The 16,417-nt window shown below is 70.6% G+C and carries 16 protein-coding genes; 8 read left to right on the top strand and 8 right to left on the bottom strand.

Annotation, left to right across the window (positions count from 1 at the left end; genetic code table 11):
* Window positions 1-164: 164 nt before the first annotated feature.
* Together QSK17_RS28900 and QSK17_RS28895 are read left to right on the top strand one after the other, a co-directional pair.
* Window positions 165-323: a hypothetical protein gene (locus QSK17_RS28900; RefSeq protein WP_285708593.1), complete on the top strand. Its 159-nt coding sequence runs from the start codon at window positions 165-167 to the stop codon at window positions 321-323.
* Between the two features lie 54 nt (window positions 324-377).
* Window positions 378-1,079 carry a site-specific integrase gene (locus QSK17_RS28895; protein ID WP_285708592.1) on the top strand — a complete coding sequence of 234 codons (702 nt, stop codon included), beginning with the start codon at window positions 378-380 and terminating at the stop codon, window positions 1,077-1,079.
* A gap of 152 nt (window positions 1,080-1,231) precedes the next feature.
* Here QSK17_RS28895 and QSK17_RS28890 read toward each other — a convergent pair whose 3' ends face one another.
* From QSK17_RS28890 to QSK17_RS28880, 3 genes are all read right to left on the bottom strand, one after another.
* The gene (locus QSK17_RS28890; RefSeq protein WP_285708590.1) at window positions 1,232-2,452 is read right to left on the bottom strand and encodes an acyl-CoA dehydrogenase family protein; all 1,221 of its coding nucleotides are present in this window, start codon (window positions 2,450-2,452) and stop codon (window positions 1,232-1,234) included.
* Between the two features lie 126 nt (window positions 2,453-2,578).
* A complete protein-coding gene (locus tag QSK17_RS28885; RefSeq protein ID WP_285708589.1) occupies window positions 2,579-3,532 on the bottom strand; it encodes a glucosyl-3-phosphoglycerate synthase in 954 nt (317 codons plus the stop codon).
* A gap of 69 nt (window positions 3,533-3,601) precedes the next feature.
* The gene (locus QSK17_RS28880) at window positions 3,602-5,071 is read right to left on the bottom strand and encodes a helix-turn-helix domain-containing protein (RefSeq protein WP_502889321.1); all 1,470 of its coding nucleotides are present in this window, start codon (window positions 5,069-5,071) and stop codon (window positions 3,602-3,604) included.
* Window positions 5,072-5,487: 416 nt separating this feature from the next.
* Here QSK17_RS28880 and aceA point away from each other — a divergent pair, with 416 nt between their 5' ends.
* The 3 genes from aceA (at window position 5,488) to QSK17_RS28865 (ending at window position 8,809) form a co-directional block, all read left to right on the top strand.
* Complete coding sequence (aceA, locus tag QSK17_RS28875) at window positions 5,488-6,780, top strand: isocitrate lyase (protein WP_285708588.1); 1,293 nt, start codon at window positions 5,488-5,490, stop codon at window positions 6,778-6,780.
* Between the two features lie 236 nt (window positions 6,781-7,016).
* Window positions 7,017-7,493, top strand: coding sequence for a SigE family RNA polymerase sigma factor (locus QSK17_RS28870; RefSeq protein WP_285708587.1), 477 nt, complete (start codon window positions 7,017-7,019; stop codon window positions 7,491-7,493).
* Complete coding sequence (locus QSK17_RS28865) at window positions 7,490-8,809, top strand: hypothetical protein (protein ID WP_285708586.1); 1,320 nt, start codon at window positions 7,490-7,492, stop codon at window positions 8,807-8,809. Before QSK17_RS28870 ends, QSK17_RS28865 begins: the two co-directional genes overlap by 4 nt.
* A 96-nt stretch (window positions 8,810-8,905) precedes the next feature.
* Here the strand turns inward: QSK17_RS28865 and QSK17_RS28860 are convergent, their stop codons facing one another.
* Window positions 8,906-9,886, bottom strand: a complete 981-nt coding sequence (locus QSK17_RS28860) for an alpha/beta hydrolase (protein WP_285708585.1) — start codon at window positions 9,884-9,886, stop codon at window positions 8,906-8,908.
* Between the two features lie 305 nt (window positions 9,887-10,191).
* Between QSK17_RS28860 and QSK17_RS28855 the strand changes: the two genes are divergently transcribed.
* The 3 genes from QSK17_RS28855 to QSK17_RS28845 are packed head-to-tail and all read left to right on the top strand — an operon-like array spanning window position 10,192 to window position 12,614.
* Window positions 10,192-11,019, top strand: a complete 828-nt coding sequence (locus tag QSK17_RS28855) for an ABC transporter permease (protein WP_285708584.1) — start codon at window positions 10,192-10,194, stop codon at window positions 11,017-11,019.
* A 6-nt stretch (window positions 11,020-11,025) separates the two neighbouring features.
* Window positions 11,026-11,811, top strand: a complete 786-nt coding sequence (locus tag QSK17_RS28850) for an ABC transporter permease (protein WP_285708583.1) — start codon at window positions 11,026-11,028, stop codon at window positions 11,809-11,811.
* Between the two features lie 5 nt (window positions 11,812-11,816).
* Window positions 11,817-12,614, top strand: a complete 798-nt coding sequence (locus QSK17_RS28845) for an ABC transporter ATP-binding protein (protein ID WP_285708582.1) — start codon at window positions 11,817-11,819, stop codon at window positions 12,612-12,614.
* On the opposite strand, the gene QSK17_RS28840 is transcribed toward QSK17_RS28845, so the two are convergent.
* The 4 genes from QSK17_RS28840 to QSK17_RS28825 form a co-directional block, all read right to left on the bottom strand.
* Window positions 12,547-13,014: a hypothetical protein gene (locus tag QSK17_RS28840; RefSeq protein ID WP_285708581.1), complete on the bottom strand. Its 468-nt coding sequence runs from the start codon at window positions 13,012-13,014 to the stop codon at window positions 12,547-12,549. The two genes, QSK17_RS28845 and QSK17_RS28840, sit on opposite strands and share 68 nt — an antisense overlap.
* Before the next feature lie 108 nt (window positions 13,015-13,122).
* Window positions 13,123-14,016, bottom strand: a complete 894-nt coding sequence (locus tag QSK17_RS28835) for an ABC transporter permease (protein ID WP_285708580.1) — start codon at window positions 14,014-14,016, stop codon at window positions 13,123-13,125.
* Complete coding sequence (locus tag QSK17_RS28830) at window positions 14,003-15,055, bottom strand: ABC transporter ATP-binding protein (RefSeq protein WP_285708578.1); 1,053 nt, start codon at window positions 15,053-15,055, stop codon at window positions 14,003-14,005. Before QSK17_RS28830 ends, QSK17_RS28835 begins: the two co-directional genes overlap by 14 nt.
* A gap of 100 nt (window positions 15,056-15,155) precedes the next feature.
* The gene (locus tag QSK17_RS28825) at window positions 15,156-16,292 is read right to left on the bottom strand and encodes a LolA family protein (RefSeq protein ID WP_285708577.1); all 1,137 of its coding nucleotides are present in this window, start codon (window positions 16,290-16,292) and stop codon (window positions 15,156-15,158) included.
* Window positions 16,293-16,417 lie beyond the last annotated feature (125 nt).

Below are 16,417 nucleotides of genomic sequence, written 5' to 3'. Positions count from 1 at the left end.
CAACCTCATCCGCCTGGACGCCTGGTGGAACGGGCACCCACTCGACCGGACCCGCACCGGCCACCTTGCCCGCCTCGAACTGGCAGAACTCGCTCTCGCGGCCTGAGACGAGTTAGCCAGCAGGGTCGTACCAGTCCTCCAAGTGCGAGATCTTCATAGAAAATATGGCCCAGGACAGGCTCCGCGCGACCCACGTCGACGCGCTGTTCAACCTGATCGAGGAGTGGAACGCCGAGATCGTCGCGGCGAAGAAGGAAGGCCGTGCCCCGGAGCTGCCCGGGGACGTGCGGGAGCGTCACAAGGTCGTCGGGCTACACACGTAGCACCACATCCTGCGAACGCTCCGGACAGCCTACAACTGGGCAGTCAAACGGCGCATGATCGAGTTCAACCCGGTCCTCGGCGTGGAGCTACCGCCGTACGCCAAGCCCCCGGCGCGGGTGTGGTCCCCCGAGCAGGTCCTGCACTTCCTCAACGCGACGGCCGACGACCCGCTCGGCCTGCTCTACCGCATCGCGCTCCTGCGCGGCCTACGCCGCGGCGAGGCGTGCGGACTCCGCTGGAGCGACATCGACCTCAAGGCCGGGCACCTGCAAATCGCGCAGACCGTGCTCCAGCTCGGCAACCAAATCGTGTTCGACACGCCGAAGTCCGCGGCCGGGCGGCGCACCGTGTCGGTGGACCCGGAGACCACACGGATGCTTGCGGCGAGGAAGGCAGAACAGCGGCGGGCCCGGCTCGCTGTCGGGCCCGCATACCAGGATCACGACCTGGTCTGGTGCAAGTCAGACGGCAGCCCCCTGTCATCTGAGCGGGTGACTGAGGGATTCAAGCGACTCACCCGCGCGGCCGGCCTCCCCGTGATCAAGCTGCACGAGGCGCGGCACACCGCGGCGACGCTCGCTCTCGAATCCGGCCTCAACGTGAAGATCGTCTCTACCCAGCTCGGGCACGCGAAGACGAGCATCACCTTCGACACGTACTCGCACGTGCGGCAGGCCGTTCACGACGCGGCCGCCGAGCAGGTGTGGGACTTCGTGGAGGGCCGGGCAGCAGGCGCCACCGACGCCAGGTCATGATCGCTGACGCGGTGTTCCCCTTGTGTTCCCCTCAGCCATGCCCAGCCGTCTGCGGCAGCGGCCGGATAATCGGCTGCCGCCCGGTAAACCCCCGACGTACTGCACGAACACGCAGAAATGAGGTGGTCCAACAATGGTTGATCAATCTTGGGCTAGCGGACGGGCAGACCGGTGACGGAGCGGCCGATGATCAGGCGCTGGATCTCCGACGTGCCCTCGAAGATGGTGTAGATCTTGGCGTCGCGGTGGAAGCGCTCCACGGGGTGCTCGCGGGTGTAGCCGGCGCCGCCGAGGATCTGGATGGCCTGCTCGGTCACCCACACGGCGGTCTCGCTGGCGACCAGCTTGCTCATCGACCCCTCGGCCTGATCCATCGGGCGTCCGTGCCGGGCCATCCACGCGGCGCGCCACGTCATCAGCCGCGCGATGTCCACCCGGGTCGCCATGTCGGCCAGCAGGAACGCGACCGCCTGGTTCTCGCCGATCTTGCGGCCGAACTGCTCGCGTTCACGGGCGTAGTCCCTGGCGTACTCGTACGCGGCGCGAGCCGTGCCGACGGCCATGGCGGCCACCAGCGGCCGGGTGGCCTCGAAGGTCCGCATGGCGTTCTGCTCGCCGCCGCGCTCCCCCGAGCGTACGCGGGCGAGCCGGGCGTCGAGCTTCTCCTTGCCGCCGAGCAGGCACGAGCCGGGCACCCGTACGTTGTCCAGGACGACCTCGGCGGTGTGGGACGCGCGGATGCCATGCTTGCGGAACTTCTGCCCCTGTGAGAGTCCCGGAGTGCCCGGCGGGATGATGAAGGACGCCTGCCCGCGCGTCCCCAGTTCGGGGTCCACGGAGGCGACGACGATGTGCACGTTGGCGATGCCGCCGTTGGTCGCCCACGTCTTCACGCCATTGAGGACCCAGTCGCCGTTGTCGTACACGGCGCGGGTCCGGATCGCCCCCACATCGCTGCCGGCGTCCGGCTCCGAGGAGCAGAACGCGCCGACCTTGACGTCGTCGGGCGTGCCGAACATCTGGGGGAGCCACTCCCCTATCTGCTCCGGCGTGCCGCCGGTGGCGAGCGAGGCCGCGGCGAGGCCGGTGCCGACGATGGACAGGCCGATGCCGGCGTCACCCCAGAAGAGCTCCTCGAACGCGACGTGCAGCCCGAGCCCGGACTCCTCGAACCACTGCTGCGCGAAGAAGTCCAGGGAGTACAGCCCGATCTTGGCGGCCTCCTGGATGACCGGCCAGGGCGTCTCCTCGCGCTCGTCCCACTCCGCCCCGGCCGGGCGGACGACGTCGCGGGCGAACTCGCGTACCCAGTCCCGCACCTCGCGGATGTCGTCATTCAGTTCGGGACAGAAGCCCGTCGCGCCGTCGCTCATCGCACTTCTCCGTAGGGGGGTCGAGCCGTGGGATCACCAACCGTAACACCGGCCGCCGCACAAACCTACCCGCGAGTAGCATTTCCTGGCTACCGGCCCGGAACCGCGCTTCTCCCCCGATTACGGCTACCGCCCGCGCGCGGCGTAGTGCGGGATGGTCATCATCGGCGGGCGCTCCGCGACGGCGACGTCCCGCACCACGGGATCGTGCCCGGACAGGCCGCGCCTGAACTGGGTGAGCTGGGGAAAAGGTGAGTGCAGCGACACGATGCGGTCCTGGCGCTCCAGCCTCGACCAGGCCGTGTACATGATCTGACCGGCCATCCCGCCGAGCGCCTCGGTGGACTGGTGGGAGTGCACCCGCCGTCCGAGGTCGACCTGCGCGAGGGCGTCCAGCCCGGCCAGGTCGAGCAGGTCGATCAGCAAGCCGAGTTCCACGCCGTACCCCGTGACGAAGGGCACCCGCTCCAGGGCGCTGCGCCGCCCGGCGTACTCGCCGGCCAGCGGTTGAACGAACCCCGCGAGCTGCGGCCAGTGCAGGTTGAGCAGCGGCCGGGCCACCAGCTCGGTGACCCGCCCGCCGCCGCCCTGGATCTCGGACAGCGGCCGGTCGTAGCAGCCCTTGACGTACACGATCGAGGGGTCGGCGAGCAGCGGGCCGAGCAGTCCGGTCACGAACGAGGTACGGAACTCCCGCAGGTCCGCGTCGACGAAGACGACGAGGTCGCCCGTGCTCACGGCGAGGGACTTCCACAACGCCTCGCCCTTGCCGTCGAGCGGGTGGAGGTCGCACAGGATCTCGTCCTGCGCGAAGACCTTGGCCCCCGCCTGTACGGCCTGCGCCGCGGTCTCGTCGGTCGAGCGGGAGTCGATGACGATGAGCTCGTCGACCAGCGGGACCTCCTCGACGAGGTCGCGCCGGATCGCCGAAACGATCTCACCCACGGTCTCGGCCTCGTTCCTGGCCGGCAGCACGACGCTGATCCTCGTGGCGCCCTTGGCGTCCATCAGAGCCCTGACGGGCCAGTCGGCCGAGGATGTCGTACGGCCGTGCAGCCAGGCTTCCACCTCAGGAAGCACGCACGATCCTCTTCTCTACGCCACAGTCCACACGTATCACCTTATGGCGTTCCGTACCGGGCGGTCGGCTCAGGACGCGGCGTGCCGCTCCAGGAACGCGTACACGTCGGCCTCGTCGACACCGGGGAAGGAGCCCGGCGGAAGGGCCGCGAGGACGTGGGAGTTCGCCCGCGCCGACGGCCAGGCGTAGCCCTCCCAGCGCTGGGCCAGCTCGGCGGGCGGCCGGCGGCAGCACTCGCCGTTCGGGCAGTTCGACCTGGTCCGGTTGGTGGTCTCCCTGCCGCGGAACCAGCGTGACTCGCGGAACGGCACGCCCAGCGTGATCGCGTAGTCCTTGCCCTGGGACGGGTCCACGTGGGCCACGCAGAAGTACGTCCCGGTGGGCGAGTCGGAGTACTGGTAGAACACCGAGAACCGGTCGGGCGACAGGAACACCTGGCGGCCGGACCACTGCACGCACATCCGCTGGCCCTCGATGGCGCCCTGCTCGTCGGCGGGGAAGACGATGCCGTCGTTCTCGTACGCCTTGTAGATGATGCCGCCCGCATTGTTGCGCACGAAGTGGCACACGAGGTCCAGGTGCCGCGTGGCCAGGTTGGTGAACCTGTGCGCCGCCATCTCGTACGAGACGGCGAAGACGTCGCGCAGGTCCTCGACCGACAGCGCCCGGTCCTGCTTGGCCTCCCGCAGGTACGGCACGGCCGCCGCCTCCGGCACGAGCATGGCGGCGGCGAAGTAGTTGGCCTCGACCCGCAGGCGGAGGAAGTCGGCGAAGTCGCGCGGCTTGTGGTGCTGGAGCGCGAAGTGGCCGAGGGTCTGCAGGAGCACCGTGCGCGGGGTGTGCATGCCGAGCTGCTCGCGCTTGAGGTAGATGCGGCGGTTGCGCAGGTCCGTCACGGAACGGGCCGAACGCGGCAGGTCCTGCGCGGTGTGCACGGTGAACCCGAAGTGCGAGACGAGCGCCTGGACGGTGCTCTCCGACAGCGCGCCCGCGCGGTAGCCCACGGCGGCGAGCGCCTCGGCGGCGGCGTTCTCGATCTCCTCGAAGTAGTTGCCCAGCTCGCGCTGCTTGCGGCGCAGCTCGGCGTTGGCGGCCCGCGCCTCCTCCGGCGTCGCCGTCCCCTTGGCCTGGCGGGCCTTGAGCTCCTCATAGAGGGCGAGGATGTGCTCCAGCACGTCGTTGGTGACCCGGGCGGAGACCTTCAGCCTGCTCAGCCCGAGGCTCGCGTAGATCGGGTCCCGCTGGGCCTCCTCCAGCGCGATCTCCAGCTGGGCCCTGCGGTTGGGCGCCTGCCGGCGCAGCAGTTCCTCGACCGGGACGTTCAGCGCGGCGGCCAGAGCCTTCAGCAGCGACAGCTTCGGCTCGCGCTTGCCGTTCTCGAGCAAGGAGAGCTGGCTCGGGGCACGCCCAACGCGTTCGCCCAGCTCGGAAAGGGTGAGGCTGCGCTGCTTGCGCAGGTGTTTGAGCCGCTGACCGAAGGCCAGAAGATCGAGCTCCTGCGTCAAAGACAGCGGTTCTTCACCAAGCAAGGACGGCATAGCACGATCATATGCGAAATTTCGCGCTTTCTTCCACTCAGGGCTCATCTGCGGCGGCGTGCCCCAGTGACCCTGACTGCCCGGCGCGGCGGCCACGGCGCCCCACCCGGCAGCGGCCGGCCCGCCAGGGCGACCACGACTCCCCGCCGGGCCGGGCGCGGGAGCGCCGGTCGGCCGCCGGCCCGCGAAGCGACTGCCATTGGTCTAGTCCAGAGAGAAAAGTCGGCGTTTCTTCTCTTCTGAATACTCACGAGTATTCCTGAGAGCGAAAAATCTACCATCTTTCGCGTCGATCTCGGCTTGCTGGAACTCCTGGTGCCGCCGGAAACTCGAATCAAGCACCCAGGTGACGACAGAACGCATCAAACAGGGCAGATGACCTGTTAGTGGGCGGCAGCAACAAGGGAGTGACGACAATGTCGGACCGGTTCAGGGCGGCTGCGCAGCGGCTCCAGGACGACTGGGACACCAACCCCCGCTGGAAGGGCGTCGAGCGCACGTACACGGCTGAGGACGTGGTGCGGCTGCGCGGATCCGTCCAGGAGGAGCACACGCTGGCTCGGCTCGGCGCGGAGCGGCTGTGGCACCTGCTGCAGACCGAGGAGTACGTGCACTCGCTGGGCGCGCTCACCGGGAACCAGGCCGTGCAGCAGGTCAAGGCCGGCCTGAAGGCCATCTACCTGTCCGGCTGGCAGGTCGCCGCCGACGCCAACCTGGGCGCGCAGACGTACCCCGACCAGAGCCTCTACCCCGCCAACTCGGTGCCCGCGGTCGTGCGGCGCATCAACAACGCGCTGCTGCGCGCCGACCAGATCACCTGGTCCGAGGATGACGCGAACGCTCCACACTGGCTCGCGCCGATCGTGGCCGACGCCGAGGCCGGGTTCGGCGGCGTGCTCAACGCCTTCGAGCTGATGAAGGGCATGATCACGGCCGGCGCCGCGGGCGTGCACTGGGAGGACCAGCTCGCCTCGGAGAAGAAGTGCGGCCACCTGGGCGGCAAGGTGCTGATCCCCACCGGCCAGCACATCAAGACCCTCAACGCCGCCCGGCTCGCGGCCGACGTCTCCGGAGTCCCGTCCCTGATCATCGCGCGGACCGACGCCCAGGCCGCGACGCTGCTGACCAGCGACGTCGACCCCCGCGACCAGGTGTTCTGCACCGGCGACCGCACCGCGGAGGGCTTCTACCGCGTGCGCAACGGCGTCGACGCCTGCGTCGCGCGCGGCCTGGCCTACGCGCCGTACTCCGACCTGCTCTGGATGGAGACCTCCACGCCCGACCTCGACGTGGCCCGCACGTTCGCGGAGGCGATCAAGGCGCAGTACCCCGACCAGATGCTCGCCTACAACTGCTCGCCGTCGTTCAACTGGAAGCAGCACCTCGACGACTCCACGATCGCCAAGTTCCAGCGGGAGCTCGGCCACATGGGGTACAAGTTCCAGTTCATCACGCTCGCCGGATTCCACTCCCTGAACTACTCGATGTTCGAGCTCGCCCGCGGCTACGCCGAGGAGGGCATGACCGCCTACGTCGAGCTGCAGGAGAAGGAGTTCGCGGCCGAGTCCCGCGGCTACACCGCCACCCGCCACCAGCGCGAGGTCGGCACCGGATACTTCGACCTGGTCAGCACGGCCATCGCGCCGGACTCCTCGACGACGGCCCTGAAGGGCTCGACCGAGGAGGAGCAGTTCGCACAGGCTCACTAACCAGCGGGATCGGGTGACGTCCCCCTTCGGGGCGGGCGGGCCCGAGCCAGGTCGATGAGCAGGCCCCGCCGGGCCGCCGCAGGTCACCTCCGGGATCTGACGGCCGCCGGCGGGGCCTTCTCGCGTCCGCCGACCGGGCTCGGGCCCCCGCCCAGGCTCCGCCCGGGCCCGCTGCTCCGTCGGTTCGCATGCGGCAAAGGATGCAACAGTTGCCCGGGTGCCCGCGTCTGAGCTGTGTGGAAGACGACTACGAACGCTTCGTGGGCGAGCGTGCCGACGCGCTGCTGCGCTACGGCTACCTGCTCACGGGCAATCCGCACGACGCCGCCGACCTGGTCCAGGAGGGCCTGGTCCGGCTCAGGGGCGCCTGGTCCCGGGTGCGGCGGAAGCACGACCCCGAGAGATACGTGCGCACCACCATGACCCGGCTGCATGTGAACATCTGGCGGCTGCGCAGGCGCGAGCAACTGAGCTGGGACCTCCCCGAAGAACCCGTCACCGACGTCCACGACGACGGCTCTGTCTGGAAGGTCCTGGAGACGCTGCCGAAGAAGCAACGCGCCGTCCTCGTCCTGCGCTACTACGAGGACCTGAGCGACGCCGAGATCGCCGAGATCATGGGCATCTCGCGCGGCACGGTGCGCAGCCAGGCCTCCCGAGCCCTCGACAAACTCCGCGCGACGGAGCTGGCATCCCTGGAGAGCACGCGATGAACGACATGGAATCCGCCCTCGCCCGGGCGCTGGCCGACGCGGCGAGCCGCGCGCCGAAGGCGCCCACCGATCTGATGAACCGGGTCGACCTCCGCTACCACGGGTACCGCCGCAGGCGAGGGGCGACCGGCGTGGTCGCCGCGCTCGCCGTCGTCGCGGTAGCCGGCGGCTCGACGGTGGCGCTGCGCGGACTGGCCGCGAATCCCGCCGACGGTGTCCGCCCCGCCGACGGCACCATCGCCGCCGTGGCCAGCGGCGGGGCCATGCCACCCGAGAACCGGCGGGCGGACAAGCTGCCGCCGCCCGTTCAGGAGGTGTGGCCGCGGGCCGTCCGCGAGATCCCGGCGAAACTTCCGGACGGCAAGGCGTTCCAGCCGCGGCTGCTCGTCGACGACGACACGCTGCTGATCACCACGGAGGCGAGCTTCGAGAAGGCCGACCGACTGCTCACCTACGACCTCGCCACCGGTTCGACCAAGGAGGTGGCGCGGATCGTCACGCCCGCGGGCGCGGTGCTCTTCCCCTCGGACTTCACCGTGGGCTCGGGGCGCATCGCCTGGTGGACGGCGAAGAAGGACGGCGGCGCCCTGACCGCCGACATCTGGACGGTCCCCGTCGAGGGCGGCACGCCCGAGGTCCTCGGCTCGATCGCCCTGCCGGACCCGGACTCGGAGCACATCGACGGGCTGGCGGTGACCGGCGACAGCGTGATCGTCTCCACACGGGCCGCAGGCGTGTGGAAGCTCCCGTTCACGGGGGGCGAGCCGCGGCGGATCGAGGGCACCGAGGGCTACCACCTGGTCCAGTGGCCCTGGCTGGGCACACCTGATCAGTACGCGCGGGACAAGTCCGCGGAAACCGCCGCGCCCCCCACGTCCGAGGCCCGCTCGGGAGCCCGGGACCAGCCGAAGGAGGCCGTTTTCGCGCGGCTGCGCAACGCCGAGACGGGCGAGGAGCGCGAAACCGCGCCGCTGCCCGCCGGAGGTTCCTGGCTGTGTGGCCTGACCTGGTGCGCGGGCAACACCGCTGATCATGGCGTGGTGGCGCGCCACCACGACGGCACCGGCGAACGTCGCCTCCCCGGCCTGTTCAGTTTCAACATGATCGGGCTTGACCGCTTCGCGATAGCCGGCCTCCCGGCCTTCAAGGGCGTCGCGCTCATCGACCTGGAAACCGGCAAGTCCGCCGATCTGGGTGTCCGGCGGGACTCCGACGGCAGCATGAGCATCCCCACGATCAACCGCGCGGATTCACGCCTGCTGGCCTACCCGCTCGACGGCAAGCAGATGATCGTGGACCTGTCCGCCATCAGCTGACCGGAGCACCCGGGGGCGGCGACGCTCACGGGGGCTCAACGGGGGGACGTTCACGGGGAGCTCACGGCATCGATCGTGGGGGCGTTCACGGGGGGCTCACGCGGCGGCGGTGTCGGAGCCACCGGTCCGGACCTCGACGGCGTGGAGGAAGCGCGACACGTGCCGGAAGAAGATCCGCGCCTCGGGGACCACGTCGGCCAGGATCGGGAACACGTGCGGCATGCGGCGCCACTCCTCGTAGGTCACCGGGACGCCGTTCTCCCGCGCGCTGAGCGCGACCCTGCGGGCCTCGTTCCGCAGGATCTCGGTCGAGCCGGTCACGATCATGAGCGGTGGGATGCCCGTGTAGTCGCCGAACACCGGCGAGACCAGGGGGTCACGGCAGTCGAGGCCCGCCGTCCACTGCCGGGCGAGCCAGTCCACCCGGCCGGCCGGCAGCATCGGGTCCATCCAGCGGTTGTCCTTGCGGCATCCGTCGCTCAGGTCGGCCCACGGGGACAGGCAGATGGCTGCGGACGGCAGGGGTATCCCCCGGTCCCGCAGCGCGAGCAGCGTGGCGAGGGTGAGATGCCCGCCGGCCGAGTCGCCGGCCAGCAGCATGTCCTTCGCCGCGATCCCCCGGTCGAGCAGGCACTCGTACGCCTCCAGCGCGTCGCTGAGGGACTCGGAGAGGGAGTGGGCCGGCCCCTGCCGGTAGTCGAGTGCCAGGACGGGACGGCCTGCGGCGACCGACAACCGCCAGGTGATCGGCCGGTGCGTGGCCGAGGAGCATATGAAATATGCGCCGCCATGGAAATAGAGCAGCACCTTGGTCTCGTCCAGGCCGGAGCCGCCCCGCACCCATTCGCCCGAGCAGCCGTTGAATCGGGCCTGGACGGTGGAAGCCTCCGGCGGCAGGCGTCCGGGCACCCACTGCCCGAGTCCGATCAACCTGCTGGCCAGGGACATTCCGGCCGTGTGCCGCAGGAGGACGGCGGAGATGGGCCGCGCAGTACCACGCATGATCCCGTTGAAGGCGGCGGCTTGCCAGCTGACGGGGTAGCCGGGATGGACGTCGACATCGATCTCGGATTTCACGCTGACCTCCGCTCCCGTCTCCTGGGATGACTTGCCGCGGACTGCCGCTCTTGCCGACGAACGCCGCGTCGACCGGAAGGATTTCACTATATGTCCGAATATTCGGGAACCCCTCTGCCCAGAAAACTGGGGATCAAGCCCGGACACCGGGTGCTCACGACCAACACCCCCTCGGATCTCGGCATCGAAGGGGACGAAGGGCCGGAGCCGCACGGCGTGATCGTCGGCCCTTCGCTTCGTCTACCGGCTGGTCGATCGGTAAATCCGTTGCACGAGTCCGCGCGGGACGCTATGTTCCGTCGTCCGTGCCGACAATTCATCGGAGGTTCCTCGCCGAATCGCACTACTTATCCCTATATGCCCAACTTGTAGGGTACGGCTTCCGCAAGCACGCGACCTACTGGGGAGCTGCCGCGGCGGGGGCGTTCACCAACACGGTCTTCGGCGTCCTCCGGGCGTACGTGCTGATCGCCCTCTGGCGGGCCCGTCCCGGCCTCGGCGGATACGACGTCACCGACGCGGTGACCTTCTGCTTCCTCACCCAGGCGTACATCGGGCCGATGCAGGTCTTCGGCGGCGGCCTGGAGATCACCCAGCGCATCCGCACCGGCGACATCGCCCTCGACTTGGTGCGCCCGGCGCCCCTCATCTTCTGGAGCCTGTCGGAGGACCTGGGCCGGGCCGGCTACCTCTTCCTCGCGCGCAGCCTCCCCCCGACAGTCGTCGGCGCGCTGCTGTTCGGGATCACCTTCCCCAGCGACGCGGCCGTGTGGCCGGCGTTCGCGGTGAGCTTCGCGCTCGGCGTCGTCATCAGCTTCGGCTGGCGCTACATCGTCGCGCTGGCGATCTGCTGGCTGCGGGACGATCGGGGCATCGCGGTCATGTCACTGGTGCTGACGACGTTCTTCAGCGGGCTGATGCTGCCGCTGACGATCTTCCCCGGCCGGCTGGGGACCCTCGCCCGCGCCCTCCCCTGGTCGGCGATGGTCCAGGTGCCCGCCGACGTCTTCCTGGGCAAGGCCGGCATCCCCGGCGCGCTGGGCTTCCAGGCGCTGTGGGCGGCCGTCCTGCTGGCCCTCGGCGCGCTCCTCACCCGGGCGGCGCGACGGAAGGTGGTCGTCGATGGCGGGTGAGAGCTGATGCGCGTCTACCTCCTGCTCATCTGGACGTGGACCCGGGCCGCGGCCCGCTACCCCGCCTCGTTCACGCTGATGACCATAGGCGGCTGCGTGGCCGCCGGCCTGGACGTCGCGGTCATCTGGATCATCTTCCACAACACCACGACGCTCGGCGGCTTCGACCTGCCTGAGGTCATGTTCCTGTACGGCTCGGCGGGCCTGTCGTTCTCCGTAGCCGACCTGCTGTTCGGCAACGCCGACCGGATCAGCCAGCACATCAAGGCGGGCACCTTCGACGGCATGCTGATCCGGCCGGTCGGCACCTTCGTCCAGGTCGCCGCCGACCGGTTCACGCCGCACCGCGCCGGCCGGGCGCTCCAGGCCGCCGTCGTCCTCGCTGTCGCCCTCGCCCGGCTGGACGTGCCGGCGACGCGGGCCTGGATGATCCCGGTCATGGTCGTCTCCGGGATCGTGATCTCCACGTCGATCTGGGCCCTCGGCGGCGCGGCCCAGTTCCTGCTCACCGACGCCCCCGAGGTCGCCAACGCGTTCACGTACGGCGGCGCGACGCTCACCCAGTACCCGCTCAGCGTCTACGGCGCCGACCTCGTGCGGGGCGTCACCTACGTCCTGCCGCTGGCGTTCGTCAACTGGCAACCCGGCCTCTTCGTGCTGGACCGCGACGACCCCCTCGGTCTGCCGTACTGGCTGCGTTTCCTCTCTCCGGCGGCGGCGGCCGCGCTGGCGCTCGTCGCCGTGTACGCCTGGCGCTCCGGGGTCCGCCGCTACCGATCGACAGGGAGTTAGACCAGATGATCGACGCAGACCGCATCGGCCGGTCGTTCCGGGTCCGCGGCAGGGCCGTGCACGCCGTACGCGACCTGTCCTTCCACGTCGGGGCCGGGGAGTTCGTCGGCTGCCTCGGCCCGAACGGCGCGGGCAAGTCCACCACCATCAAGATGCTGACCGGCATCCTCGCCCCGACCTCGGGCCGGGTGACCGTCGCCGGCCTGGACCCGTCCCGGCGGCGTACGGCGGTCGCCCGCGAGATCGGCGTGGTCTTCGGGCAGCGGACGACCCTGTGGTGGGACCTCCCACTGCGGGACAGCTTCCAGCTGGTCCGACTCCTTTACAAAGTAGATCGGGTCCGTTTCCGGGAGCGGCTCGACGAGATGACCGACCGGCTCGGGCTTGGCGACTTCCTCGGGACACCGGTCCGCCAGCTCAGCCTCGGCCAGCGCATGCGCGGCGACATCACCGCCGCGCTGCTGCACGACCCGTCGGTGCTGGTGCTCGACGAGCCGACGATCGGGCTCGACATCGTCAGCAAATCCGAGGTCCGCGCGTTCCTGCGCGAGCTCAACACCGAGCGCGGGACGACCGTCCTGCTGACCACGCACGATCTCGGCGACATCGAACGGCTGTGCCGCAGGGTGATGCTGATCGACCACGGGCGGCTGGCGTTCGACGGCACGGTGGAGGAGCTGCGCGCGACGGTGCCGGGCGAGGCGTCCATCGAGGACGTCGTCGCCCACCTCTATCTCAGAAGCCCTGCTCCTCGAACTCCTCCTCCTCGTCCCGGAGAGGACCCGCCCATCGCGACGGCATGAGCACCGGCAGGAAGAGGGCGACGCCCAGCATGCCGTAGACGCCGGTGGAGAGAAGAGTGATCATGCCCCGGCCCGCCTGGACGACCTCCTGGTGGAGGGAGGCCGTGGTCGGGGCCAGATCGGCCGCGCGGACGACGTCGAGGGCGTAGATCACGGTCCACGCCAGCAGCACGATCGACGGGACGAAGGCCGCCAGCGGGGACGTCCGGCCCACCAGCACCAGGCCGAGCATCAGGCCGACGACGGCCAGCACGCCGAGGGCGATGAGCATCCGGGCGTCCTTGGAGGGGTCGACGTTGTCGACCGCGCCGCGGACCACCTCCTGGGCGGCCCAGCCGCCCCCGAAGACAAGGGCCGTGGCGAGAAGCGCGCCAACGAGCAGGCCGAAGAAGTGCCGCATGACTACCACCTCGTGTGGGGGCGCCCTGAGGGGGGTGCGGGCGCTCCGCGGTTGGCGGCAACAATAGCGACAAATCTCCCGAAACGGTGCGCGTCTTCCTGACAGCGGTCAGGAGGTGACGTCGCGGGAGGTGAACCGAGCCCAGGCGAACGCCCCGGAGATCACGCCGTACCCGGCGAAGACCAGCAGCCCCGTGCCCATGCGCCCGGTGTCCATCGGCGCCCGCAAAACCCCGTCGAACGCGTTCCACCACGAGGTCAGCAGGAACGGCCGGAGCGCCGACAACTGCGGGATCGCGGCGAGGACCTCCGACACCACGACGAGCACCACGGTCGCGGAGATCGCGCCGACGGGGTTCTCGGTCAGCGTCGAGAACGCCAGCGCCAGCGCGCCGAGCGCCGCCATCCCCGCCGAGGCGTACAGCACGGCCACCCCGGCGCGCAGCAGCGCCTCGGCGAAGGGGACCGTTGTGCCGGACAGCAGCGTGACCGGCCCGGCCGGGAACAGCGCCAGCCCGGCCACCAGCGCGGACACCGCGACCAGCGTGCAGGACGCCAGGCAGAAGAGCACCACGTTCGCGTACTTCAGCGCGAGCAGCCTGCCGCGTCCCGCCGGGGCGGTGAGCAGATACCTGAGGGTGCCCTGGCTCGCCTCCCCCGCCACGGCGTCTCCCGCCACCACCGACACCGCCAGAGGCAGGGCCAGCGGCAGCATGACGAAGAACGCGGTGAAGGTGAGGACGAGGCCGTTGCCGGCCACCTGGGCGACGATCGACCCCGTGTCCCCGTCCCCGGCCACCAGGCGCACCGCCACCCCGATCAGGACCGGCACGACGGCGAGCACCCCGAGCATGGCCAGGTGCCGCGGCCTGCGGAAGGTCAGCGCCGTCTCGGACGCGAGCAGCCGCGCCGCCGCGCGTGCCGGCCCGGCGCCCCGTCCCGGCGCGGCTCCCGTCCCCACGGCCACGGCGGACGGGTGACCCGGCGGCTCATGATTCGACATCGAAACCCTCTCCCGTCAGTCGGACGTAGACGTCCTCCAGGCTGGGCCGCACCACCGCGAAGCCCCGCACGGCGACGCCCTCGTCGACGAGCGCGGCGCAGATCCGCTCGGGGAGGGCGTCGCCCAGTTCGGCCGTGGCGACCCCGCCGGCCTGGGTCGCGCCAGCCTGGGTCGTGCCAGCCTGGGCCGCGCCGTTCAGGCCGAGCCGGGCGAGCACGGCCGCCGCCCCCGCCGCGTCGGAGGTCTCGACCCGCACCACAGGGGCGGTACCCGCGCTCAGCTCGGCGATCGGCCCCTGGGCGACGAGTCGCCCGGTGCGCATCACACCGACGTGGGTGCACATCTGCTCCACCTCCGACAGCAGGTGGGAGGAGACGAACACCGTGGTGCCGTCCGCGGCCACCTCCTTGATCAGCGCGCGTACCTCCCTGGTGCCCTGGGGGTCCAGACCGTTGGTCGGCTCGTCGAGGATGAGCAGCTCCCTGGGCCCGAGCAGGGTGGCCGCGATGGCCAGGCGGTGGCGCATCCCGAGCGAGTAGGCCCGGTAGCGCTTGCCGGCCGCGGCCCCGAGCCCCACCCGGTCGAGCGCCTCGCCGACGCGGCGCGTCACGGTACGCGGATCGGAGCGGGGATCGGCCGCGTCGAACCGGCGCAGGTTGGCCTCGCCCGAGAGATAGGGATAGAAGGCCGGCCCCTCGACGAGGGCGCCGACCCTCGGGAGCGCCCTGGCGATCCCTGCGGGCATGGGCTCGCCGAGCACCGAGCAGGCGCCGGACGTCGGGGTGACCAGCCCGAGCAGCATCCGGATCGTGGTCGTCTTGCCCGAGCCGTTCGGCCCGAGGAATCCGAAGACCGATCCGCGCGGCACGGTCAGGTTCAGGTCGTCCACGGCCACCTGGCCACCGCGGAACCGCTTGGTCAGCCCGGCCGTGACGATCGCGTTCTCTGGCGTGTTCTCAGACGCGTTCACGGTCGCGTTCTTGTCGGGGAGGGACGGGGGCGCCGCGATGGACTCCCCCGCCCTCGTCGCCGTGTTCATCCGGCGAACCGTCCCGCCACCACCGGTACCGTCACCAGCACCGCGCACCGCGCCGCGAACGGCACCAGGGCCAGCACCGCGAACGGCCGTCGCGCGCCGCTCACTTCTGGGCCGCCGCGGCATAGAGGACCTCGGGCGTGACCGCGCCCGCGACCAGCCGCCCGTCGTCGGTGAGCAGAACCGAGACGAGCTTGGTCCGGATCAGCCGGCCGCTCCCCCACTCACCGCGCACCGGCGTGGCCGACTTCAGCAGCCCGTCCGTGAGCGAGGTGACGCCGTTCGAGCCCCGCCAGGACTCGGCCTTGTCGGCGGTCGCGGCCATGTCCTGCGTCAGCCGCTCGGGGACGGACGCGACGACCACCCGGTCCCAGCCGTCCCCGACCACGCGCGGCGCGGCGTTCTCGATCGCGTCCTTTCCGTGCGGTCCGTGCGCGAATGACGGCACCGTCGACTCCTCGACCTTCGCTCCCAGGGGGGGCGTGAAGGCGAAGTTCTCCGGCGCGGGCGGGGAGAACGTCACGGAGTCGAAGCCGACCTCGAACGCCGGCTCGGCCGTCCCCTTGGCGTACACCTGTACGCGCAGCGGGAGGAGGGTCTCGCCGTCGAGCGCCACCCGCACGTCCTTGATCAGCGAGCCGGCGTCCTTGGGCGTGAGCACCACCTCGTACGCGGCGCGACCCGCGACCGTCGCGTCCTTGCCGACGGTGATCTCGGTGTCCCCGCCGGCCGCCCTGAGCGCCTCCTCGGCCGCCTGCTGCGGCGTGATCGCGCTCGCGTACGGCGTGGCCTCCGGCTTCCCGTCGGGCGGCGCCCCCTTGACCCGGGTGGCCGTGTTGGCGGCGCTGTTCCACCACCAGACCTGGTCGCCGTTCACGATGAGGTCGGTCTCGCTCATCTCGCCGGGCACCATCAGCCGGACCTTGGCGGGTCCGCCGTACCAGACCTTGGCCTGGTGGGAGCCGGCCAGCAGCGCGATCGGCGAGGTCACGTCGCCGGCGACCGGCAGGGTGGGCAGGCCGAGGGAGGCCGTCTGCACGATCGTGCCCGACATCGGCGGCAACTGGCCCGACTGCCACTTCCGCGTGGCGTCGGCCACCAGCTCCCGCGCCGTACGGTCCGGCAGAGAGGGATCGCCCTGGACGGCCGCGATCACCGGCCCGGCCGCCGCGACTCCGGCCACCACCGCCACGGCGGCGATCGGCACTCCCCACTTCACGGCGCGTGCTCCATTCCGCATGTCATGCCTCCACTGTGCTGAATCGCTCGGTTTTTCGTGCAAAACCGGGTCAAATGTCATCGGTCCGCTGAACCGGCCCGACGTCCCGTAGCCTGCGCGCCCGATCCTGAGCCGACGCTGAGACG

This window comes from Microtetraspora sp. NBRC 16547, assembly GCF_030268965.1.
Taxonomy (GTDB): domain Bacteria; phylum Actinomycetota; class Actinomycetes; order Streptosporangiales; family Streptosporangiaceae; genus Microtetraspora.
This window is presented reverse-complemented; position numbering and strand designations above follow the sequence as displayed.